Here is a 19,633-nt window from a genome sequence, read left to right as displayed (position 1 = left end):
CGGGTTCATCCATGCCACTTCGACGCATGGATGACGGTGCACATGTCGACCCGGTGGAAGTGCGGATCCTTGTGCGCGAGGAAGTCGTCGTTGAACGTGCCGATGGTGCTGTCGGGGCGGTGCTTCATGCCCTGGTAGAAGGCGTCGATGATTCCGCTCTTGAAGTCGGCTTCGCGCGGAAACGCGGCGAGCACGGCCTTGCGCTGCGCGTCGGTGAACTGGTCGTAGCCGCGACCGGCGACATCCATGCCCGCGCCCGCCTGCACCAGCGCGATCTCCGGCCGCATGAACTGCGGAATGCCGGGCGTCGAGTGCAGCGCCACGGCGTTCCAGACCGTCTCGATGTCGCTTTCGGCAATGCGGTGGCTTCGAAGAAAGTCGCGCGCCGCATTCGCGCCATCCACTTCGAAGCGCAGCTGGCTGTTCTCGTAGCGCGCGGTGAGCCCGATGTCGTGGAACATGGACGCCGCGTAGAGCAGTTCGGCGTCGAACTTCAAGCCCATCCGGTTGCCCGCCAACACGCCCCAGCAATAGACGCGCAGGGAGTGGTGATAGAGCAGGTCGCTTTCGGTGTCACGAATGAGCTGGGTCAGTTCGCGGGCGAGCTGGCTGTCCGGAATGCGGATCCCTGGGACATCTGTGGGCGTCATGATTTGATCGAGCGGTTGATCGAATGGCAGGGTGCCGCGTCGCGCTGCAAGCGTGCAGGGCCTGGCGGCCTGACAGCGATCATCCGCGATGACATCGCTCGATGGAACTGAACTCTGTGCAGATGCACCGTGCAGCCCATTCAAGTGGGCCGCCGGTCCTTGACAGGTCGACGGTGACAGTGACGCCGGGAAATGCAGCAAGCGCGAACGTTGTGCGGCAACCACCCACGTGCGATGCGGGCATCTCACCCTTCTCCGTGCTCATGCCTCCACTGCGCTAATCTGTCGCTGCGGGGACGACCCCGCCCATGCATCGCAAGGGGACGGCTCCTGCAAGGGGCTTCCATGTCCTGGTTCATCCTGATCGTCGCCGGCATCTTCGAGATCGGCTGGGCGGTCGGACTCAAGTACAGCGGCGGATTCACCCGTCTCTGGCCGTCGATCGGTACCTTGGGCGCGATGTCGGTGAGCGTCGTCCTGCTCGGTCTGGCCATGGAGCAGCTGCCCGTCGGCACCGCCTATGCAGTCTGGACCGGCGTGGGCGCCATCGGCACCGCGCTGCTCGGCATCCACCTGTTCGGTGACCCGGCGTCGGTGGCAAGGCTCGCCTGCCTCGCGTTGATCGCAGCAGGCATCATCGGCCTGAAGCTGGTGTCGAGCAGCTGAACCTGCGAAGAGGTCCGGAACGCGCCGTCCCGTCAGGCTGGGTCGGAGTCGACCGGAGCCGAGGAGTCAGGCCGGCATTCCCGTGCGCATGTCGAGCCTGACCTGCTCGCCCATGACATCGACGTCGATTTGCTCTCCTTCCACCTCGTAGCTCCAAGGAGGTTCCACGAAGCGGGACCAAAGCCTCGTGCCTTGCGTCGTCCAGACGGATAGCTCGAGTTCACAGGCCATCACCACCAGGTTTCCGTGCTGCTGCCAGCCCGAGAAGCCAACACTCGTCTCATGGCACTCGATCAACGCGGGACTCTCCAGCGAGTAGCTCCGGGCAACGGTGCCGGCGCCGATGAACGCCACGGCAGTTTCCGGAACGACCAGGATGCCGGGAAGGAACCCGCTCCTTGGCCCCGGCGAGTACCACCCGTTCACCAGGAGCAGTGCGCTGCTCCCTCGCCGCCAGATTGCGATCGAAAGGTAATCACGGTCGTCAGCTTCGCATTCCAGGCGGCTCCGCAGAACATCCCTGGAATCCGGCATGTCCATCGCCTCGTCCGGCGAGAGCGCCACGGACACGACGTAGGGGACGACACTGACTTGAAGCATGGGCTCTAGCGTCTGACTGAAGCGGCGCGGTCAGGCCTGCGCTGGAAGCCTGTGACCTGTGCGCCCTGGCGCTCCCATGCGAGTCTAGGCCTGCGATGGGCGCCTTTCAATGGACGTGTCCGTGCAAACGCTAGAGAGCCCGTAGCGGTGCTGCGAAGTGCGCTCTGGCGGTCGAGCACGTAGCCCGGGAACACCAGCGCGGGATGGATGCGGTGCGGCCCTCGCGGGGCGTGGACCAACCGGTCGACGGGCCGATCGGCTCAGGTTTCATTTTCTGGTGCGTGAACGCACATCCGGCGCGGCGGCACGTGGACACAATTTCTCCTGTCGGCAGCGCAGTCCTCTGCGACCGCTGATCGAAACCTCACCACAACCGCCAGGATTGACCATGAACAAGCTCCACCTCACCCTCGCCACCGTCGCCCTCGCCCTGGGCGCGCAAGTCGCCTCCGCGCAGGTCGCCGGCCCGTTCGAGGGTGGCCAGTCGGCCAATGCCCTCGCCACCGCGCCTTTCGCGGGCGGTGCCGACCGCGCGACCGTGTCCGCCGAGGGCCGTGAGGCCGCGCGCCGCCTGAATTCGCGAAGTGGCCAGCAGAACGAGACCGAGCGTGTGATCAACTCGCGCTTCGCCGGCACGCTCAGCCGGGATTCGGTGCGCGCCGAAGCCTCGGCCTCGCTGCGCGACGGCGGTTCGCAGGTGTTCGAAGGCGGCCAGGCCGGCACCATCACCAGCCGCGCCGTGGCGCCGGTGCCGTCCACGCTCGCCAGCGGCACGCCGGTGATCGTGCGCTGAAGACAAGGAATCCTCCATGGCAACCCTGACCCACGGCGCCACCCGCGTCGTCACCACCGACTCGTCCGACACCGCGCAGAACCTGGCCACCCTCATCGGTCGCGTGCTCCTGGCCTGGCTGTTCGTGCCGGCGGGCTTCGGCAAGATCGTCGGCTTCGCCGGCACGGTCGGCTATATCGCCTCCAAGGGTGTGGCGATGCCCGAGGTCAGCGCGGCCCTCGCGATCGCGGCCGAACTGGGCCTGGGCTTGCTGCTGCTGGTGGGCTGGCGCGCACGCTGGGCGGCGCTGGGGCTGGCCGTCTTCGTGGCCGTGATCACTCCGCTGTTCCACAACTACTGGGCCGTGTCCGAGGCGCAGCGCATGATGCAGTCGCAGGCCTTCTGGAAGAACATGGGCGTGCTCGGCGGCCTGCTGTTCGTCTGGGCCTTCGGTCCGGGTGGCTGGAGCCTGGACGGCGCCCGTCGCTGACACACCTTCTCTCTGGCCGCCGCCTTCGGGGGCGGCCGCGCTTCTGCGGACCGCGCGGCCGCGGTCTCCCACCGCCAGGCGCCGCTCCCTGGCGCCCGTCCAACGCCGGGGGCAGGGTTAAGTTGACAACACCATTCCCCACCGCGGGTCAGCACGGGGAGTCTCGGCCGAGCCCGTCTCCTTGGCACGCGCGCGCAAGGCATTGGCGGTGGTGCTCAAGATGTTCAGCAACACCGGTCGCTTGAACTCGGCCTCCAGGATCGGTGCGGCGTGAATGGCGAACCACAGGCCGCCAGGCATCAGGAGAGCTTCGGCTTGCGGTGCCGCAGTCAACACCTCACGCCCCAACTTGAGCGCCAGTTCATGGTCTGCCAGGGCGTTGGCGGTCTTGTTTTGCGACAGGGACCGGCCGTGGGAGCGGTGCGCCAGCACCTCGATGCCGGCCAGCTTCAGATACGCAATCAAGGCGTTATTCACCGCGTCGGACCAGCGCGTGGCCAAGGCAATGCGGCTGACGCCGAGGTGCTTCAAGGTAGCGATGTGCGCTTCCAGATCGGTATCACAGACCAGGCCCGTTCGTTCGCTGGCCTCGCCAATCAGGCGCAAGGTACGCTCACGACCCAGCGCGGCGGCCACCGGCACTCCGCTGAGCGCAATGCGGTCCACCGCCTTCTGGGCCAGCAGATCCAGGCAGGCGGAAAACGCAGGCATCTGCGCTTCCACCGAGGCCAGGGTGTATTCGGCCAGGTCCAGGCCGGTGGTGACCAGCATCATCCCTTCCGGCGCGACCTTGTAGAACTGGTACGCATCAAGGTCCGTGTACCGATGCGGAATGATGTAGCCGAGTTGATACCAGGGAGCGATGGGGTTCATTCTGCTTTGATCCCCGCGGCCTTGACGACCTTGGACCATTTGACGATTTCCTTGTCGATGTATCTGGTCAGTTCTTCCGGCGAACTGCCAATCGGGTCGATGCCGTTGCTGACCAGGAGCGTCTGGAAATCGGGTTGCTGGAGGATTTTCAGGATCGTTGTGTTCAGCTTCATCACGATGTCCCTCGGCGTCCCTGCCGGTGCCAGGACCCCATACCAGACGCTGGAGTCATAACCGGGGACGCCAGCTTCGGCCAGTGTGGGGACGTTGGGCAGACCGGCCGACACCCTGGTACCCGTGATGCCCAAGGCGCGCAAGCGTCCGCTCTTGACGTGTGGGCTGGCGCTGACCGGGGGCGCAAAGAGAACCTGCACGTGACCCGACAACACATCCGACAGCGCTTGGCCGCCCCCCTTGTAAGGGGTGTGAACCATGCGGGTGCCGGTCATGCTGTTGAACAATTCGGCGGCCATGTGCGCCCCGCTGCCGTTGCCGGACGTGGCGTAATTCAGCTCGCCCGGCTTGGCCTTGGCCAAGGCAATCAACTCGCTGACCGAATGGACCGGCAAGGAAGGGTTCACGACCAGCAGATACGGTCCCTCGGCCAGCAGCGTGATGGGCGCGAAGTCGCGTCGAGGGTCGTAGGGCAGCTTGTCGAACAGGCTGAGATTGACGGCCAGTTGAGGCGTCAGCGCCAACAGGATGGTGTACCCATCGGCCGGTGCGCGCGCCACGTACTCCATTCCGATATTTCCGCCGGCGCCGCCACGGTTATCCACGATCACGGGCTGGCCGAGTTCGGCGGCCAGCCTGAGCGCCAAGGGACGCGCCAATGTATCGGTGCCCCCTCCCGGCGGATAGGGCACCACCAACCTGATGGGCTTGGTGGGATAGGTCTGTGCGCTGGCAGGCGAAACCAGCGCAAAGCAGGCCAGTGCCAGCGAACCGATGAGTGATTGGAGTTTTCTCATTTCATTCCCACCTCTGTCACCGCCAGCGTGCCTGCGTGCGTCCGCTGGCGTGGCCGAGTTCAGATGCTATTTCAAGCAATTGATTCAAGCAAGCGTTTTATTTGATGTTCCGCCGAGGCAGCCGGCAAGCGCAGGCACTGGGCGGCCTTCGACGCGGGCCATCCCAAGCCGGCGGAGCGCAGACCGACGTCTCGACACCGAGGCTGCTTGAAACGACGGCTGTCTTCGGCCAGGAGCAGGCGCCACGCCAGCGAGCGCACCGCGACCCGGAATGCCGTGGACTGCTAATGCCGGGCCTTGTCCTTGTTGACCTGGGACAGTCGCTTCCCGAGCCACTCCGCCGCAAGACGCAGGCGGTGAAGGTCGTTGCTCGTGGACCCGTCGACGACATCCGTGCTGAAGGCGCAGAGCGTCCCGTACACGGCGCCATCCGTGAGCCGGATCGGCGTGCCCAGGTGCGTTCCGATCTGCATGCTTGCCTGGGGGACCACGCCCGCATCGATCCAGCTCTTCGCATCCAGGACGAACTCCGGCAGACGTCCACTGACGACGCTGTAACACCAGGATCGCTCCAGCGGCTCCGTCGTCCCCTGCAGGAATGAAACGACCGCCGGCTCACTTTCCACCAATTCCAGGATACGGGTGCCATCCTTGAAGCGGGACACGAAGATCACGTCCTGACCGAGCTTCAGGCGCAGCTGCGCCAAGGCGCGCAGCGTGGCAGGGTCTTCGAGCGGATCGCTGCCCTCGTTCCCGAGCAGCTGCGCGACCTTGAAGTCGGAGTCGTCGGGTTCGTCGCCGGGTGAGCTCAGTTCTGCCACGACCGCATTCTGTTCCGCGAGACCGGCGGTCGGAGGTCGGTGTGACGGTTTGCGTCAGCGGCGGGATTCGCGTGGGTTGGCCGGAGCGGCGCTGCCATCGTGGCCGCATGTTGCTGGCGCCGTGCGTCCGGCACGAGATGGACCCCATGCGGGGCCAAGTGCCTGTCGAACCGATCGCCCTTGAAACGGAACCGGATCAGGACGAAGATGCCTGGAGGCGAGACCCAACTCGGAGCGTGTATGACAGGCATCCTGCGACCCCTGGTGGCGACGGTCGGCACGGTCTGCGTGCTGGTCCTGGTGGGCTGTGCAACCGGCTACAACCTGCAGCCGGGCGCGAGCCGCGAAGAGGTGCTCAGCAGCATGGGGCGCCCTACCGCGGTGGTGAAGCTGCCCAACGGCAACGAGCGCCTGCAGTACTCGCTGCAGCCGGCCGGCCAGTACGCCTACATGGTGGACCTCGATGGCAACGGGCGCATGGTGTCGCTGCGCCAGGTGCTCAACGCGAACGACCTCGGCCGCCTCAACACCGTCGGCATCGGCCAGTGGACGCGCGCCGACGTCGAGCGCGAGTACGGCCGCCCGGCCCGCATCGAGCATGTCGCCAGCTGGAAGGGGGACATCATGACCTACCGCTGGAACGAAGGCCCGGAGATGGACCGCTTCTACTGGGTCTACCTGGATCCGCAGAACGTGGTGCGGCGCGCGCACCCCGGCATCGAGACGCTGCGCGAGGGGCCGACGCGGGATTAGGGCGGGACGCATTCCCGGGGACCTCCATCGATGAGTCAAGAGAACGACGACGACGTCTGGCGCGCTCGCGTCCATCTGGCTGCGGCGAACCGGCTGGCTGTGTACGACGACCTGGAAGAGGGCATCGACAACCACTTCACGATGCGTGTTCCGGGCCAGGAGGACCGGTATCTGGTCCTGCCGTTCGGCCTGCACTGGTCCGAGGCGAGGGCGAGCGACCTGATCATGTTCAACGAGGCGGGCGAGGTGCTGGAAGGCACCGGCAGCCTGGAGCTGAGCGCGCGGAGCATCCACGCGCCGCTGCACCGGATCACCGGCGCGAACGTGATCCTGCACACCCACCAGACCTGGGCGCTGGCGTTGAACATGCTGGAGGACAACCGCCTGCTCCCCGGGAGCCAGACAGCCGCGTTCCTCACGCGGAGCATTGCCTACGACGACGGCTACACGGGCCTGGCCGCTTCGCTGAGCGAAGGGGAACGGCTCGCGGCCGTCCTGGGCAACCGGCAGATCCTGTTCATGAGGAACCACGGTGTCCTGGCGATCGGCGACACCGTCGCGCAAGCGTACCGGCGCCTTTACAAGCTGGAGCGCGTCTGCCAGGCGCAGGTCCTGGCCATGTCCACCGGCCGGCCGCTCGCGCTGCTCGACGACGAGATCGTCAGGAAGGTGGAGACTCCGAACCCGCGCAACAGCCACTCGCAGGCGGAGCGCGAGGCGCTCTACTTCGCCGCGATGATGCGCGTGCTGGATCGGGTGATGCCCGGCTATGCGGATTGAGGGCGCCTGACGCCTGCTTCTCGCCGGAAGCAGACGTGCAGGGGCGCGGGGGCTTGTTCATCGATGGGGAAAAATGATGTCAAGCGATTGGAAACGCCGCGGCAGGCTGTTTGTCCAGCGCTTCTGGCAGCCGACCAGCGCGTGCATGACATGCATGCCGGGTAGCTGGGGCAATCTCCTGAGCCTTGCCCACTGGACACTTGCGCTGCAGACAGGTCTCGCCACCGGAATCCTGGCCGTGGTGCTGACGTGGACACCGGCGGCCAAGCTCTACTCGAACCGATACGGCAATGCCCTGGTGGTCGGCTGCCTCACGATGCTGGGCGACGCCTACTCGCACGCCAATCATTACGGCATTCCGTTGGCGGAGGCCATCGTGACGGGTGTGGTTTCGGGTCTGCTGACACTGGCCGGCTCCTATCTCTTCGAAGACCGCGCCCGACGCGTGCGGGCGATCTGGGCGAGGATGACTGGATAGCCAACGCCGGCGCGGCCGTTCGCCACGCCTCAACGTCGGACGGGCTTCGGCGAGCCGTCGATGCGCGCGTGCAGATCCAGGAAATCCAGGAAGGCCCGCACCCGGGCCGGCAGCCTGCCGCCCTTGCCGAGATAGACCGCGCTGACCGGCTCCATCTCGCCGGGGTTGCAGTTCTCCAGGACAGGAACGAGGGCGCCGCTGGCGATGTCGGCGCGGATATGGAACACCGAAAGACGCGCCAGGCCGGCGCCTGCCAGCACCAGGTCACGCAGCGCCTCGCCATCGCCGGCCCGGACACTGCCCGTGACGGGGATCTGCAGCAGGCGTCCCTTCGTGCGCAGCGGCCAGTCGCTGGTGCTGCGACGGAAGCTGAAGCCCAGCAGCTCATGCCTCTCCAGGTCAGCGGGCTTGAGCGGGGTGCCGCGGCCCGCAAGGTACGCCGGCGACCCCACGATGACCTGGGCGGTCTCACCCAGGCTGCGCGCGACGAGGTCGGACGCCGGCAGCCGGCCCCAGCGGATGGCCACATCGGCACGCTCGTCCATCAGGTCGACCACCCGGTCACTGAGGGTGATGTCCAACGTGATCTGCGGATGCATCTGCAGGAACAGCGGCACCTTGGGGATCAGGTAGTGGCGGCCGAACGGCACATTGGCATTGACGCTGACCCGCCCGCGCGGCGCCGCGGACACGGCCGCGCAACTCTCGGCCTCGTCCATGTCCGCCAGTACCCGCACGCTGCGTTCGTAGAAGGAGCTGCCCTCGGGCGTGAGCTGCAGCTTGCGTGTGGAACGATGCACCAGCTGCGTGCCCAGCCGGGCCTCCAGCCGACCCACGAGCTTGCTGATGGCCGAGGGCGTCATTTCCAGCGCCCGCGCGGCCGACGAAAAACCGCCGCTTTCCACCACCCGCACGAAGGCTTCCATTTCACCGGAGCGGTTGACGTCGAGCCGTGGCATTGTGAATTCAGTTCACAGGTTCATGTCCATTCTTCATTCTAGTCAAGGGCTCCGCGCGTCCGCACAGTTCGGGGCATGCCCATCGCCCTTCTCGCCCTCACCGCCGGTGCCTTCGGGATCGGCACCACCGAATTCGTCATCATGGGGCTGCTGCTGCAGGTCTCGGCGGACCTGCAGGTCTCCGTCGCCGCTGCCGGACTGCTGATCTCGGGCTATGCGCTCGGCGTCGCCGTCGGGGCCCCCTTGCTGACGGTGGCCACCCGAAAGCTGCAGCGCAAGACCGTGCTGCTGGCCCTGATGGCGATCTTCACCCTCGGCAACCTGGCCTGCGCCCTGGCACCGAGCTACGAATGGCTGATGGCAGCGCGCGTCGTCACGTCGCTGGCGCACGGCACGTTCTTCGGCGTCGGCTCGGTGGTGGCCACCGGGCTGGTCCCACCCGAGCGCCGCGCCTCCGCCATTGCCATCATGTTCACCGGACTGACGGCCGCCACGCTGCTGGGCGTGCCCGCGGGCGCCTGGCTCGGCCTGCACTTCGGCTGGCGCTCGGCGTTCTGGGCCGTGACGGCGATCGGAGTCGCCGCTTTCACGGTGCTGGCAGCCTTCGTGCCGCGCGGCACGGTCGAGACCGCCCCTTCGGCGCTGCGCCACGAGCTGTCCGTGCTGGGGCGGCCGCAGGTGCTGCTGGGTCTGGCCATGACGGTGGCCGGGTATGCCGGTGTGTTCGCCGTCTTCACCTACGTGCAACCACTCCTGACGCGGATCACGGGCCTGGCCGACAGCTCGGTCTCGGGCGTGCTGCTGCTGTTCGGCGCCGGCATGGCGGCCGGCAACCTGCTGGGCGGCAAGCTGGCGGACGGCGGACCGATCCGCGCGGTGCTGATCACGCTGGCGGCGCTGGCCGCCGTGCTGGCCGCGATGGCGCCGGTCATCGCCACGCCGGCCGGGGCCATCGTCTTCTTCGGCGTGCTGGGCATCGTCTCGTTCGCCACCGTGGCGCCGTTGCAGATGCGGGTGCTGGAAAAGGCGGATGGCGCCGGGCAGAACCTCGCCTCCAGCCTGAACATCGCCGCCTTCAACCTGGGCAATGCCATCGGCGCCTGGGTGGGCGGGATGGTGATCGAGCGGGGCCCCGGCCTGGCCGCACTGGGCTGGGTGGCCGCCGTCCTCACGCTTGCGGGGCTGGGCCTGGCGACCTGGAGCCGTCTCATCGACCGCCCGGGCAGCACGGCCGACGCTGCGGCGGCATGTGCCTGAACGCCACATCACTTCGAAAGCAACTCATGGAACAACGATTTCTCGGCCGCTCCGGCTTCAAGGTGCCCGCACTGGGTTTCGGCGCCGGCACGTTCGGTGGACAGGGGCCGCTGTTCGGTGCCTGGGGCAACACGGACGAGGCCGCGGCGCGCCGCATCGTGGACATCTGCCTGGATGCCGGCGTGAACCTGTTCGACACCGCCGACGTGTACTCCGCGGGGGCGTCGGAGTCCATCCTGGGGGCCGCCGTGCGGGGCCGCCGCGACAAGGTCATCCTCTCGACCAAGCTGTCGCTTCGATCGGGCGACGGACCGAACGAGGTGGGCGCCTCGCGCCACCACCTCCTCGCCGGAACCGATGCCGCGCTGAAGCGCCTGGACACGGACTACATCGACATCCTCCAACTGCATGCCTCGACGCCATGACGCCGGTAGAGCAGGTGCTGGACACGCTCGATGGCCTGGTGCGGGCGGGAAAGGTCCGGTACATCGGCGCCTCGAACTTCTCCGGCTGGCAGCTGATGAAGTCGCTGGCCGCAGCCGACCGGCTGGGCCTGCAGCGCTACGTGGCGCACCAGGCGTACTACTCCCTGATCGGTCGCGACTACGAGTACGAACTCATGCCATTGGGTCTCGATCAAGGGGTCGGCGCGATCGTGTGGAGTCCGCTCGGCTGGGGTCGGCTGACCGGCAAGGTCCGGCGCGGGCAACCCCTTCCGCCGGGCAGCCGCCTTCACGAGACAGCGGGATTCGCCCCGCCGGTGGACGAGGAACGCCTGTACCGGGTGGTGGACGCGCTGGACCTCGTCGCGGCCGAGACGGAAAGGACCGTGCCCCAGGTCGCCCTGAACTGGTTGCTGCGGCGCCCCACGGTCTCCAGCGTGCTGGTGGGCGCACGCGACGAGGCGCAGCTCCGGCAAAACCTGGGCGCCCTCGGCTGGACGCTCACGCGCGAACAGGTGGCGCTGCTGGATTCGGCGAGCGCGGTGACGGCGCCCTACCCGTACTACCCGTACTGGAACGGGCAGTTCTCGGAGCGCAGCCCGGCGCCGGTCTAGTCACGGTGGCAGCGCACGCGGCGATGCGAGTCGGTCCCGCTATTGGCCGCTGGCGTCTTGCGCACCCGGCGCCCCTTGGAGACGGCCGATGAGGCCATGGATGTCGCCCAACACCCAGAGGTCTCGGACCAGGTTGCCGTCGAAGGTGAAGATCGGAGTGCCGTACCACCAGACATGACGCCCCGAGGGCTGGACGTCGAAGAGTTCGCCCCGGTGGTATCCATGGAAGCGAAGCTTTCCGAAGACCTGGTTCCCCTCTTCCCCGAGGGCCAGGATGTCGGACGTGTAATGCTCGAGCGCGCCGGTCACAAACCTCACGTAGCCGATGAACTCTTCGTGCCCGACGAGCTGTGGGCCCAAGGATCCGCGGAAGGTGAAGTCCGGGTGAAAGATTTGCGGCACGAGAGACGTATCGGCGTGATCCCACATTTCCTTGTAGAAGACCCGTACGACCTCCTTCTGGGGAGACCAGTGGGCCTTCGAGAGATCCAGGATCGCTTCGTGCATTGGGGGGCGAGGGGAGGCATCTGACGCTGTCGGAGCTCATTGTCAACCGCTTGAGGGGCCTCCAGGTCGTCCTGCGCTCACAACCGGTCCAGCTCGACTTCCGGAAGCCGAGCCCGGATAGCCGCTCTTGCGGAGGGCGGTGCACTCCTCAGCTGGGTTGGCGTTGAACGGTCGACTGCCTGCGCAAGGCAGAGCGCCGTCCATGCTGGATCGGGAACCTGTCTCTGCGGCTGTCGCATGGCCCAGCCACGGGCCTTGCTTGAATCCCACGGCCACCACGCCATACTGGTCGCTTCCTCGCGGAAAGGAGCCAGTGATGTGTCTTCTAGCTCGTGAACGTGAAGCCGCCCAGTCATTGGGCGGCATCGACACACCGCCCAGCCCGGGCCGGTTGCGTCCGCGCTGGATCGGCGCGGGCCTGGCTCTGGCGGCCGGCATGGCCGTGGCTGCCTGGGTGCTGCCACCCTCGGCCAGCCCACCGCCCACAACGAAGCAAGTGCAGGAACCCGCGGCGGCAGCCGTCCCGGTGACGCTGCGTGCCACCATCGGCGGGGGTGGCACCGAGCAGCCATTGGCCATGGACGATGACGTCCCGACTGCAGTGACGTCCAGCACACACTGCGCACACGCGCATTGAGCGCATCTGAGCGGCGCCTCTCGCTGGGCGAGGGCGGACGTTGGCGTCGCAAACGGTCCCTTGAGCCCGTGGGCCCCGCCTCCGGGCCTGCCGAAACGCCAGACCTGGCTCGTCGTGCTGGCGCCGCCCAAGGCCTTAGGCCATGCTGGTGCGGCCCCCAGCGCGTTCAGGCTTCCGGTTGTCCCGACAAGGCCAGCATGGACGAGCGCACCCAGGTCTTGTATTCCTCGAAGGCGCAGAAGGGTGCGTCGTCGAGTTCTGCCGCATGGATGACCTCTGCGGGCGTCACGCCGGCCTTGAGCCCCGCGTACATGTAGGCCACGGCCGAGGACCTCGGGCCCGCGCGGCAGGAGACCAGCGTCGGCCGCGGCAGGACATCGAGCGCCGCGACATGCTGGCGCGCGAGGTCCAGGTCGAGGACGCGAGGCGGATCGCTCACCACGCGGGCAGTGTGTTCGACCGCCTGTTGCACCTGCGCGTAAGACATGCCTCCCTCCATGGAGGCAAACTCGTCGCCGACGATGAACAGCCAGGAACGGACGGCCCGGTCTTTCGCATAGGCGAGCGGATCCTCGATGCGGGATCGGTTGAACTTGAGGTCGTCGGGCAATCGGAAGCCTGCCATTGCTGTCCCTTCAGAGGTGGTGGGGTCGGACGCGTTTGGCCCTGATGGTGCGCCCGTGAGCTGGAGATGGGGGCACATTCAACGCGTCGACTCGTCAGGATATTGCATCGACGTGGTCGAAGCAGGATCCACCAGCACCTGCTGAGCCCTCGTGGCCACTCCGTGCGCGCAGCCGGATCAGGCAGGCTCTCCGAGCCGCCGCTTCCTGCCAAGACCAGTCGTCTCGCGCGTCCCAGCCGCCGCCGCGCGCAGCAGCCGCTGGAAGGTCGGGCACTCCGAATGGCTGGGCGCAGGGCAGACCGCCGCATGCCGCAGGCTCTTGCTCACGGCCTGCAGGCGCCTGATGGTCCGCTCGATCTCATCGGCCTTCGCGGCCAGCATCTCCCGATCCAGACTCGGCCGGCCGTCCGGCGAGAACATCGACCGGATCTCGTCGAGCGCGAAGCCGGCGGAACGCGCCAGGGCGATGAGGGCCAGCTGGTCGAGCACGCCCGGCGCGAAGCGGCGCCGCAATCCATCCCGGCCGACCGAGGTGATCAGTCCCTTCTCCTCGTAGAAACGCAGCGTGGAAGCAGGCACGCCGGAACGCTTCGCGACTTCCGCGATATCCATGGGCAACCCCTTGACTTCAAGTGCACTTGAACTTCTATCCTGCCAGAACCATTCCAGGAGAACCACATGACCATGACACTCGATGCCCTTGCCCGTGAATGCCGCAGCCTGCTCCAGGCGGACGGCTCGCCTGCCGGCCGCGCGCAAGTGGCGGCCTTGCTCGGCCGGGCACTGCGCGATCGGGAGTTCGTGCGCGCCCAGTTCGCCGGCGGCATGCCGGAACGCAAGATCCTTCATGAGGACCGCGAGCTCGGCTTCTGCATCCTCGGCCACGAGTACCACGACGCCAGGGAAGGCGGTCCGCACGACCACGGCCCGTCCTGGGCGATCTACGGGCAGGCCGAGGGCGAAACGACGATGACCGATTTCGTGGTTGTCCAGCCGGCTGGCGGCGGCATGGCGGGCAAGGTGCGGCGGGGCCGCAGCTATGCGCTGCGCCCTGGAGACGCCCACCTCTACAACGAAGGCGCCGTCCACGCGCCGAGCCGCAGCGGACCCACGCGGCTGATCCGGATCGAGGGGAGGGACCTCGCGAAGGTGGCACGCGGGACTTACGAGGTGGTGGCCGATTGAACCGCGCTGCGTCCGGCTGAGTGGTTGCCAGGAGCGCAAGGCCGGGTATGCGGCGGGCTCGTGCCCGTACCGCGGGTTCCTAGTCCTTCTGCCGCACCGGAGCCGAGGCAACGAGCCGCGCCAGCGCATCGATGTCAGCCGGCTTGACCAGGCGGGCATCGAATCCGGCGCTGGCGGCCAGCGCGGAGTGATCGGTCGGCGCCCAGCCGCTCAGGGCGACCACCAGCATCTGGCTGCGCCAAGGCTGCGCGGCCAGACGGCGCGCGACTTCGTAGCCGCTCATGCCGGGCAGCCCGATGTCCAGCAGGATGACGTCGGGTTGCCAGCTTGCGGCCAGATCGAGCGCCGCCGCGCCGTCGTGCACGACGCGGGCGGTATGCCCCCTCGTCTCCAGCACCAGGGCCAACGATTGCGCGCCGTCGGGGTTGTCGTCCACCACCAGCACCCGGCGCGGCGCCACGGGCGCGACGTCCTGTGCCGGCGCGGCCTCTGGCGGTTCTGCCTCGATCGCCATGTCCGGCAGGGGGAGCCGGACCACGAACTCGCTCCCGCGGCCCACGCCCGCGCTGTGGACGGACACCGTGCCGCCGTGCGCCTCGATCAGCTGCCGGGCGAGGGTCAACCCCAGGCCCAGCCCGCTGCGCGAGCGCTCCAGCGACGGGTCGACCTGCATGAACAGGTCGAAGATCTTTGCCAGGTGGTCGGCCGCCAGGCCGATGCCGGTGTCGGCGACGGTCAGGACCGCAGTCGCCGCCTCGCGCTGCAAGGTCACGGTGACCTGCCCGCCGGCATCGGTGAACTTGCAGGCGTTGCCCAGCAGGTTGGTGATGACCTGGGTCAGCCGGGTGGGGTCGGCGTCGATCGGCCAGGGACCCACGGGAAGGTGGGCGGTCAAGGCGACCCGCTTCGCTTCGCAGCCCGGCCGCGCCGACTCCACGGCCTCCTCCACCAGTTCGACCAGCTCGATGCGCCGCGGACGAACCAGCACGCGGCCATGATGGATGCGTGCCACGTCCAGGAGGTCATCCACCAGCTGCGTCAGGTGGCCGACCTGCCGATCGATCGTCCCCAGCATCCGGCTCGCCGTCTCCTCGCGCACGCCCGGGCTGGTCAGCACATGATGGGCATTGCGCAAGGGCGCCAACGGGTTGCGCAACTCGTGCGCCAGCAGCGACAGGAAGGTGGTGCGGCTGCGGTCCAGCGCATCGAGCTCGGCGACGTGCTGGTTCACCTGCTCGGCCAGGCGCTCGATGTCGGTCCGGTCCTCGATGGCCAGCAGGATGCGCGAGGCGACCGAGCCGTCGCGGACGATGCGGCGAGCGCCCAGGCGCATGACCTTGAAGCCAATCCCCTCGAACTCGTGCCGCACGTCGAATTCGACGACCTCGCCGGGATGCGCGAACACGTCGACCAGGCGCCGGTGCAGCGCGTCGATGCGCCACTGCCCGTTGCCCAGCTCGTCGAGGCGCCGGCCGATCGTGTCATGCGGGTCGACGCGGAAGGTGGCATAGAACGCCGCATTGGCCGTCTCCACGCGCAGGTCCTGGTCGAGCACCAGCAGCGATTCGCGCATCGTCTCGACGATGGCGCGCGCGTAGTCGCGCTCGTCGGCCAGGCTGTTCTGCGCCACCCGCAGGTCGCTGATGTCGACCAGCGCCAGCACGGCGCCATCGATGCGGTGGTCTGACGTGCGGTACGGATGGACGCGCAGCTGGTACGTCCGGCCGTCGTTGCCGCGGACCTCCAGCACCTGGGGCTGCACGGTCGCGATCACCTGGGCCACCAGCGCATCCACGTCCGGCAGGTCCAGCGCGGTCTTGATGTGGCCGATCGGACGGTCGATGTCGCCGGCCAGCAGGCCGAGCAGGCGGCCGGCCGCCGGCGTGAAGCGCCGCACGCGCGCCTCGACGTCCAGCACCAGGACCGCAGTGCCGCTGCTCGTCACCAGGTTCACGATGTCGTCGTTCAGGCGCGCCAGCTCGGCATTGCGGTGCTGCAGCTGCTCGTTGACGGTGGTCAGCTCCTCGTTGACGGACTGCAGTTCCTCCTTGGCCGTCTCCAGTTCCTCGTTGGTGCTTTGCAGTTCCTCGTTGCTGGACAGGATCTCCTCGTTGGCCGCCTTCAGCTCCTCGTTGGCCGCGGCCTGCTGCTGGATCAGCGATTGCAGGTAGTCGCGGGTGGAGGCCAGTTCCTGGCGCAGGTGGTGGGCATCGGCGGCCTCGTCCACCGGCACCGGCGAGGGGGGCGGCTGGACCCCGTGCAGTTTCTCCTCGAACAGCACCAGGTAGCACTGTTCGCCTGCGATGGGCAGCTTGATCGGCACGACGTTCAGCTCGATCTCGCGGTCGGCGACGTCACCGCGGATCCGCACGTCCGGCTGCCGCACGGCGGCGCCGGTGCGCTGGCAGGCGGCCACGGCGGCGCGCACCGCGACGAAGAGCCCTTCGCGCGCCATCTTCAACAGGTTGTTGCTCGGCTCCCCGGGAGCGGGGGACAGGAACGCGCCGGTGTGGCCCCGGAACTGCAGGATGTCGAAGTTCTCGTTCACCAGCACGCCCGGGGGCACGTACAGCCCGGTGGCCACCCGGTCGGCTTCGCGCTGCCAGTCGGCCGGACCGGCGCGCGGCGTGGCGGTGAACTCCTGCCCGCGGCCGGCGCGCGTACGGTGGTCGTCGGGGCGAAAGTGCGGGTAGGTGCGCTGCGCGGCGCCGGACTTGCGCACGTAGACGCGGTGCGTCGCATCCACCACGCCGAATAGGTCGGTGTGGCTGCCGATCGTTTCCGACGCGCCCAGCACCATGAAGCCGCCCGGGCTGAGCGCGTAGTGGAAGGTCGGAATCACGCGCCTTTGCAGCGCCGACCCCAGGTAGATCAGCAAATTGCGGCAGCTCACCAGGTCGATGTGCGAGAACGGCGGGTCGGCCGCCACGTCCTGGCGCGCGAAGACCACTACCTCGCGCACCGCCTTGCTGATGCGGTAGTGGTTGTCCTCGCGCTGGAAGAAGCGGCGCAGCCGTTCGGGCGAGACGTCGGCCTCGATGCTGTCGGGGTAGAGCCCGGCGCGCGCGCGCTGCAGCGACACGTCCTCCGACAGGTCGGTGGCGAAGATCTGGATCCGGGGCGCGTCCACCTTGTCCTGGAGAAACTCGATCAGGGCCATCGCGAGCGAATAGGCTTCCTGGCCGGTCGAGCAACCCGGCACCCAGATGCGGATCGGCGCGTCGCCGCGCTTGGCGGCCAGGATCTCGGGGAACACCCGCTCCTTGAGCAGTGCGAACAGGCCCGGTTCGCGGAAGAACTTGGTGACGTTGATCAGGATGTCCTGGTACAGAGCATCGATCTCGCCCCGGTTGCCACGCAGCCGAAGGGCATAGTCGTCCAGGCTCTTGGTTTCACGCCAGTCATTTCTCTGCGGCGCCGCTGCAGGCGCAGTCGCGATCATCCTCGGGGGGTGCAGCCAGATGGGAATGGGCGGCGGTTCGGGTGGCATGGCCTCCTCGGGCATGGAAACCTACCGCGCCGCGCTGTCCGCCTCGCAGGAAGTGCCGCCCAACGCGAGCATCGGCACTGGCAGCGCAGAAGTGATGGTGAACCCCTCGACCATGGACATGACGTACCGCGTCACCTTCTCCGGCCTCAGCGGCCCGGCGACCATGGGCCACATCCACGGCCCGGCGCCGTCGGGACAGAACGCCGGCGTGAAGGTGCCGTTCCCGAGCGTCGCGCAGTCGCCCGTCACGGGAGGCGGAAAGCTCACCGCCGAGCAATACGCGGACCTCAAGGCGGGGCGCTACTACGTGAACATCCACACGGCTGCGAACCCCGGCGGCGAGATCCGCGGCCAGCTGTCGCGCTGAGAGACGTCCCCGCAGGAGGACGGCGCCGGATCCGGTTTCCAGTCGGGCCCAGGATGCAATGGAAGGACATGCGGACCGAGCTCGCCGCCGTCGCGGTGACGATCCTGGCCTTCCTGGCGGCCCTGGCGATCAACCATTGGCTGTTCGCGTCGCTGGAATTCGTGCCGGGCATCAACTGGGTCTACCTGCCGGCCGGCGTCCGGTTGCTGGCAACGCTTCTGTACGCAGAGGCGGGCGCGATCGGACTGCTGATCGTCTCCTGGCTGGTCAGCTTCTACATCTTCTTCCCGAACGACCACACCCGTGCATTCATGGGCGGGATCATCGCTGCGGTGGCCCCGTACCTCGTCTACCTGGGTGCCCGGCACTGCTATGGCGTGGGCCGCAGCCTGGCGCAGCTCAGTGCGGAGCAGCTTTTTGCGCTGAGTCTCGCGTATTCCGTGGCAAGTCCCCTGCTCCATCACCTGTGGTTCGCGTCGCAAGGCGAGGATTCCGTGCTGCCGGGGTTCTCGGTGATGTTCGTCGGAGACCTGACCGGCACCTTGCTGGTGCTCTTCATGGTCAAAGGCGTCCAGAGGCTGCTGCGCGGGCGGCGCGCATGAGGGCCGGCGACGCGAGAACCGTTGTCAGCGTGCGCATCATGTCCTCCTCATCCGCAGCCGCGCCATCCGGCTAGACTGAGATCCAGTCAACGACTCGAAGGAGATCCCGATGGGAAAGGCAATCGGATGGGTCTTGGCGGCCGCGCTCGCAACGGTTGCCGGAGCCGGTTCGGCCCAGACGTACCCGACCAAGCCCGTCAAGGTGGTCGTGCCGCAAGCCACGGGTGGCGCGACCGACGTCTTCGCGCGCTACGTGGCGCAGAAGCTGGCGATCGCCTGGGGACAACCGGTGGTCGTGGAGAACAAGGCGGGAGCGGCTGGGGTCATCGGCACGGAAGCGGTCGCCAAGGCACCGGCTGATGGCTACACATTGCTCTTCACGTATGCAGGTTCGCAGGCGGTCAACCAGAGCCTCTACGCCAGGCTGCCGTTCGACTCGGTGAAGGACTTCGCCACGATCACCCCCGTGGCGACGACGCCCTTCTTCCTGGTGGTCGGGGCCACATCGCCGGTGCAGAATTTCCGGGACCTCGTGGCCCGCGCCAAGGCCGGCCCGGGCAAGGTGACCTATGCGACTTCCGGCAACGGCTCGATCAACCAGCTCCTGTCGGAGTCGCTCAACGTCGAGGCCGGAATCAGGATGACGCATATCCCCTACAAGGGCATTGCGGCGGCGCTGACGGACGTGATCAGCGGCCAGGTGGACAACGCATTTGCTGCGGTGCCCTCCGCGCTGCAGCTGGTCAAGGGCGGCAAGCTGCGAGCCATCGCCGTCTCCAGCGCAAAGCGCAACGGCAGCATGCCAGACGTACCGACGATCGCCGAGATGGGCTACCCGGGCTTCAACGTCAGTCCATGGTGGGGCTTCCTGGCTCCTGCCGGTACGCCGAAGGCCGTCGTTGACAAGGTGCAGGCAGACATCGTGAAGGTCGTGCAGGCTCCGGAAGCCCAGGCCTTCTTCCGCGACCAGGGCGCCGATGTCTACACCACCACGCCGGAGGAGTTCCAGAAGGTCCTGGAAGCCGACGTCGTGCACTGGGCCAAGGTCGTGAAGGCATCCGGTGCCAAGCTTGATTGAGGGCATGAGCGAAGC

21 protein-coding genes and 1 pseudogene are annotated in these 19,633 nt (G+C 67.5%); 12 read left to right on the top strand and 10 right to left on the bottom strand.

Annotated features, from left to right (window positions below; genetic code table 11):
- Nucleotides 1–5: 5 nt before the first annotated feature.
- Nucleotides 6–650, bottom strand: a complete 645-nt coding sequence (locus tag GON04_RS07675; RefSeq protein WP_157397330.1) for an HD domain-containing protein — start codon at nt 648–650, stop codon at nt 6–8.
- A gap of 345 nt (nt 651–995) precedes the next feature.
- Here GON04_RS07675 and sugE point away from each other — a divergent pair, with 345 nt between their 5' ends.
- A complete protein-coding gene (gene sugE / locus GON04_RS07670) occupies nt 996–1,316 on the top strand; it encodes a quaternary ammonium compound efflux SMR transporter SugE (RefSeq protein WP_157397329.1) in 321 nt (106 codons plus the stop codon).
- A gap of 66 nt (nt 1,317–1,382) precedes the next feature.
- Here sugE and GON04_RS07665 read toward each other — a convergent pair whose 3' ends face one another.
- Nucleotides 1,383–1,916: a hypothetical protein gene (locus GON04_RS07665; protein ID WP_157397328.1), complete on the bottom strand. Its 534-nt coding sequence runs from the start codon at nt 1,914–1,916 to the stop codon at nt 1,383–1,385.
- 388 nt (nt 1,917–2,304) lie between these two features.
- Here GON04_RS07665 and GON04_RS07660 point away from each other — a divergent pair, with 388 nt between their 5' ends.
- Both GON04_RS07660 and GON04_RS07655 read left to right on the top strand, forming a co-directional pair.
- On the top strand, nt 2,305–2,709 hold the full coding sequence (locus tag GON04_RS07660; protein ID WP_157397327.1) for a hypothetical protein: 405 nt from the start codon (nt 2,305–2,307) through the stop codon (nt 2,707–2,709).
- Nucleotides 2,710–2,725: 16 nt separating this feature from the next.
- The gene (locus GON04_RS07655; RefSeq protein WP_157397326.1) at nt 2,726–3,178 is read left to right on the top strand and encodes a DoxX family protein; all 453 of its coding nucleotides are present in this window, start codon (nt 2,726–2,728) and stop codon (nt 3,176–3,178) included.
- 117 nt (nt 3,179–3,295) lie between these two features.
- Here the strand turns inward: GON04_RS07655 and GON04_RS07650 are convergent, their stop codons facing one another.
- The 3 genes from GON04_RS07650 to GON04_RS07640 all read right to left on the bottom strand — a co-directional run bounded on the left by GON04_RS07650 (nt 3,296) and on the right by GON04_RS07640 (nt 5,843).
- The gene (locus GON04_RS07650; RefSeq protein WP_157397325.1) at nt 3,296–4,051 is read right to left on the bottom strand and encodes an aspartate racemase/maleate isomerase family protein; all 756 of its coding nucleotides are present in this window, start codon (nt 4,049–4,051) and stop codon (nt 3,296–3,298) included.
- Nucleotides 4,048–5,022 carry a Bug family tripartite tricarboxylate transporter substrate binding protein gene (locus GON04_RS07645; protein WP_157397324.1) on the bottom strand — a complete coding sequence of 325 codons (975 nt, stop codon included), beginning with the start codon at nt 5,020–5,022 and terminating at the stop codon, nt 4,048–4,050. The genes GON04_RS07650 and GON04_RS07645 overlap by 4 nt, the downstream gene beginning before the upstream one ends.
- 284 nt (nt 5,023–5,306) lie before the next feature.
- The gene (locus tag GON04_RS07640; RefSeq protein ID WP_157397323.1) at nt 5,307–5,843 is read right to left on the bottom strand and encodes a histidine kinase; all 537 of its coding nucleotides are present in this window, start codon (nt 5,841–5,843) and stop codon (nt 5,307–5,309) included.
- A gap of 240 nt (nt 5,844–6,083) precedes the next feature.
- On the opposite strand from GON04_RS07640, the gene GON04_RS07635 reads away from it, so the two are divergent.
- The 3 genes from GON04_RS07635 (at nt 6,084) to GON04_RS07625 (ending at nt 7,854) form a co-directional block, all read left to right on the top strand.
- Complete coding sequence (locus GON04_RS07635) at nt 6,084–6,596, top strand: hypothetical protein (protein ID WP_157397322.1); 513 nt, start codon at nt 6,084–6,086, stop codon at nt 6,594–6,596.
- Between the two features lie 30 nt (nt 6,597–6,626).
- Nucleotides 6,627–7,376, top strand: coding sequence for a class II aldolase/adducin family protein (locus tag GON04_RS07630; protein ID WP_157397321.1), 750 nt, complete (start codon nt 6,627–6,629; stop codon nt 7,374–7,376).
- A 76-nt stretch (nt 7,377–7,452) separates the two neighbouring features.
- Entirely contained in the window at nt 7,453–7,854 is a 402-nt protein-coding gene (locus GON04_RS07625; RefSeq protein ID WP_157397320.1) for a hypothetical protein, read from the top strand.
- A 29-nt stretch (nt 7,855–7,883) separates the two neighbouring features.
- Here GON04_RS07625 and GON04_RS07620 read toward each other — a convergent pair whose 3' ends face one another.
- Nucleotides 7,884–8,813 carry a LysR family transcriptional regulator gene (locus GON04_RS07620; protein ID WP_157397319.1) on the bottom strand — a complete coding sequence of 310 codons (930 nt, stop codon included), beginning with the start codon at nt 8,811–8,813 and terminating at the stop codon, nt 7,884–7,886.
- A gap of 75 nt (nt 8,814–8,888) precedes the next feature.
- Between GON04_RS07620 and GON04_RS07615 the strand changes: the two genes are divergently transcribed.
- Both GON04_RS07615 and GON04_RS07610 read left to right on the top strand, forming a co-directional pair.
- Nucleotides 8,889–10,070, top strand: coding sequence for an MFS transporter (locus GON04_RS07615; RefSeq protein ID WP_157397318.1), 1,182 nt, complete (start codon nt 8,889–8,891; stop codon nt 10,068–10,070).
- A 26-nt stretch (nt 10,071–10,096) separates the two neighbouring features.
- Nucleotides 10,097–11,127: pseudogene (locus GON04_RS07610) on the top strand (aldo/keto reductase).
- A gap of 39 nt (nt 11,128–11,166) precedes the next feature.
- Here GON04_RS07610 and GON04_RS07605 read toward each other — a convergent pair.
- The 3 genes from GON04_RS07605 to GON04_RS07595 all read right to left on the bottom strand — a co-directional run bounded on the left by GON04_RS07605 (nt 11,167) and on the right by GON04_RS07595 (nt 13,508).
- Nucleotides 11,167–11,634 carry an ester cyclase gene (locus GON04_RS07605; RefSeq protein WP_157397317.1) on the bottom strand — a complete coding sequence of 156 codons (468 nt, stop codon included), beginning with the start codon at nt 11,632–11,634 and terminating at the stop codon, nt 11,167–11,169.
- 803 nt (nt 11,635–12,437) lie between these two features.
- The gene (locus GON04_RS07600; protein WP_198349230.1) at nt 12,438–12,881 is read right to left on the bottom strand and encodes a protein-tyrosine phosphatase family protein; all 444 of its coding nucleotides are present in this window, start codon (nt 12,879–12,881) and stop codon (nt 12,438–12,440) included.
- Between the two features lie 192 nt (nt 12,882–13,073).
- Nucleotides 13,074–13,508: a helix-turn-helix domain-containing protein gene (locus tag GON04_RS07595; RefSeq protein WP_157397315.1), complete on the bottom strand. Its 435-nt coding sequence runs from the start codon at nt 13,506–13,508 to the stop codon at nt 13,074–13,076.
- Nucleotides 13,509–13,574: 66 nt separating this feature from the next.
- Here GON04_RS07595 and GON04_RS07590 point away from each other — a divergent pair, with 66 nt between their 5' ends.
- Nucleotides 13,575–14,081 (top strand): hypothetical protein, encoded by a 507-nt coding sequence (locus GON04_RS07590; RefSeq protein ID WP_157397314.1) that lies wholly within the window; start codon nt 13,575–13,577, stop codon nt 14,079–14,081.
- 79 nt (nt 14,082–14,160) lie between these two features.
- On the opposite strand, the gene GON04_RS07585 is transcribed toward GON04_RS07590, so the two are convergent.
- Complete coding sequence (locus GON04_RS07585) at nt 14,161–17,571, bottom strand: CheR family methyltransferase (protein WP_157397313.1); 3,411 nt, start codon at nt 17,569–17,571, stop codon at nt 14,161–14,163.
- Between the two features lie 13 nt (nt 17,572–17,584).
- Here GON04_RS07585 and GON04_RS07580 point away from each other — a divergent pair, with 13 nt between their 5' ends.
- The 3 genes from GON04_RS07580 (at nt 17,585) to GON04_RS07570 (ending at nt 19,618) form a co-directional block, all read left to right on the top strand.
- A complete protein-coding gene (locus GON04_RS07580; protein ID WP_232532953.1) occupies nt 17,585–17,938 on the top strand; it encodes a CHRD domain-containing protein in 354 nt (117 codons plus the stop codon).
- 68 nt (nt 17,939–18,006) lie between these two features.
- A complete protein-coding gene (locus tag GON04_RS07575; RefSeq protein ID WP_157397311.1) occupies nt 18,007–18,540 on the top strand; it encodes a hypothetical protein in 534 nt (177 codons plus the stop codon).
- 109 nt (nt 18,541–18,649) lie between these two features.
- Nucleotides 18,650–19,618, top strand: coding sequence for a Bug family tripartite tricarboxylate transporter substrate binding protein (locus GON04_RS07570; protein WP_157397310.1), 969 nt, complete (start codon nt 18,650–18,652; stop codon nt 19,616–19,618).
- Nucleotides 19,619–19,633 lie beyond the last annotated feature (15 nt).

This window comes from Ramlibacter pinisoli (genome assembly GCF_009758015.1).
GTDB lineage: Bacteria > Pseudomonadota > Gammaproteobacteria > Burkholderiales > Burkholderiaceae_C > Ramlibacter > Ramlibacter pinisoli.
This window is presented reverse-complemented; position numbering and strand designations above follow the sequence as displayed.

What these genes read in the sequence shown, in the direction of transcription:
- GON04_RS07675 (WP_157397330.1), bottom strand. Translation starts at nt 650, where the DNA reads ATGACGCCCACAGATGTCCCAGGGATCCGCATTCCGGACAGCCAGCTC.
- sugE (WP_157397329.1), top strand. Translation starts at nt 996, where the DNA reads ATGTCCTGGTTCATCCTGATCGTCGCCGGCATCTTCGAGATCGGCTGG.
- GON04_RS07665 (WP_157397328.1), bottom strand. Translation starts at nt 1,916, where the DNA reads ATGCTTCAAGTCAGTGTCGTCCCCTACGTCGTGTCCGTGGCGCTCTCG.
- GON04_RS07660 (WP_157397327.1), top strand. Translation starts at nt 2,305, where the DNA reads ATGAACAAGCTCCACCTCACCCTCGCCACCGTCGCCCTCGCCCTGGGC.
- GON04_RS07655 (WP_157397326.1), top strand. Translation starts at nt 2,726, where the DNA reads ATGGCAACCCTGACCCACGGCGCCACCCGCGTCGTCACCACCGACTCG.
- GON04_RS07650 (WP_157397325.1), bottom strand. Translation starts at nt 4,051, where the DNA reads ATGAACCCCATCGCTCCCTGGTATCAACTCGGCTACATCATTCCGCAT.
- GON04_RS07645 (WP_157397324.1), bottom strand. Translation starts at nt 5,022, where the DNA reads ATGAGAAAACTCCAATCACTCATCGGTTCGCTGGCACTGGCCTGCTTT.
- GON04_RS07635 (WP_157397322.1), top strand. Translation starts at nt 6,084, where the DNA reads ATGACAGGCATCCTGCGACCCCTGGTGGCGACGGTCGGCACGGTCTGC.
- GON04_RS07630 (WP_157397321.1), top strand. Translation starts at nt 6,627, where the DNA reads ATGAGTCAAGAGAACGACGACGACGTCTGGCGCGCTCGCGTCCATCTG.
- GON04_RS07625 (WP_157397320.1), top strand. Translation starts at nt 7,453, where the DNA reads ATGTCAAGCGATTGGAAACGCCGCGGCAGGCTGTTTGTCCAGCGCTTC.
- GON04_RS07620 (WP_157397319.1), bottom strand. Translation starts at nt 8,813, where the DNA reads ATGCCACGGCTCGACGTCAACCGCTCCGGTGAAATGGAAGCCTTCGTG.
- GON04_RS07615 (WP_157397318.1), top strand. Translation starts at nt 8,889, where the DNA reads ATGCCCATCGCCCTTCTCGCCCTCACCGCCGGTGCCTTCGGGATCGGC.
- GON04_RS07605 (WP_157397317.1), bottom strand. Translation starts at nt 11,634, where the DNA reads ATGCACGAAGCGATCCTGGATCTCTCGAAGGCCCACTGGTCTCCCCAG.
- GON04_RS07595 (WP_157397315.1), bottom strand. Translation starts at nt 13,508, where the DNA reads ATGGATATCGCGGAAGTCGCGAAGCGTTCCGGCGTGCCTGCTTCCACG.
- GON04_RS07590 (WP_157397314.1), top strand. Translation starts at nt 13,575, where the DNA reads ATGACCATGACACTCGATGCCCTTGCCCGTGAATGCCGCAGCCTGCTC.
- GON04_RS07585 (WP_157397313.1), bottom strand. Translation starts at nt 17,571, where the DNA reads ATGCCACCCGAACCGCCGCCCATTCCCATCTGGCTGCACCCCCCGAGG.
- GON04_RS07580 (WP_232532953.1), top strand. Translation starts at nt 17,585, where the DNA reads ATGGAAACCTACCGCGCCGCGCTGTCCGCCTCGCAGGAAGTGCCGCCC.
- GON04_RS07575 (WP_157397311.1), top strand. Translation starts at nt 18,007, where the DNA reads ATGCGGACCGAGCTCGCCGCCGTCGCGGTGACGATCCTGGCCTTCCTG.
- GON04_RS07570 (WP_157397310.1), top strand. Translation starts at nt 18,650, where the DNA reads ATGGGAAAGGCAATCGGATGGGTCTTGGCGGCCGCGCTCGCAACGGTT.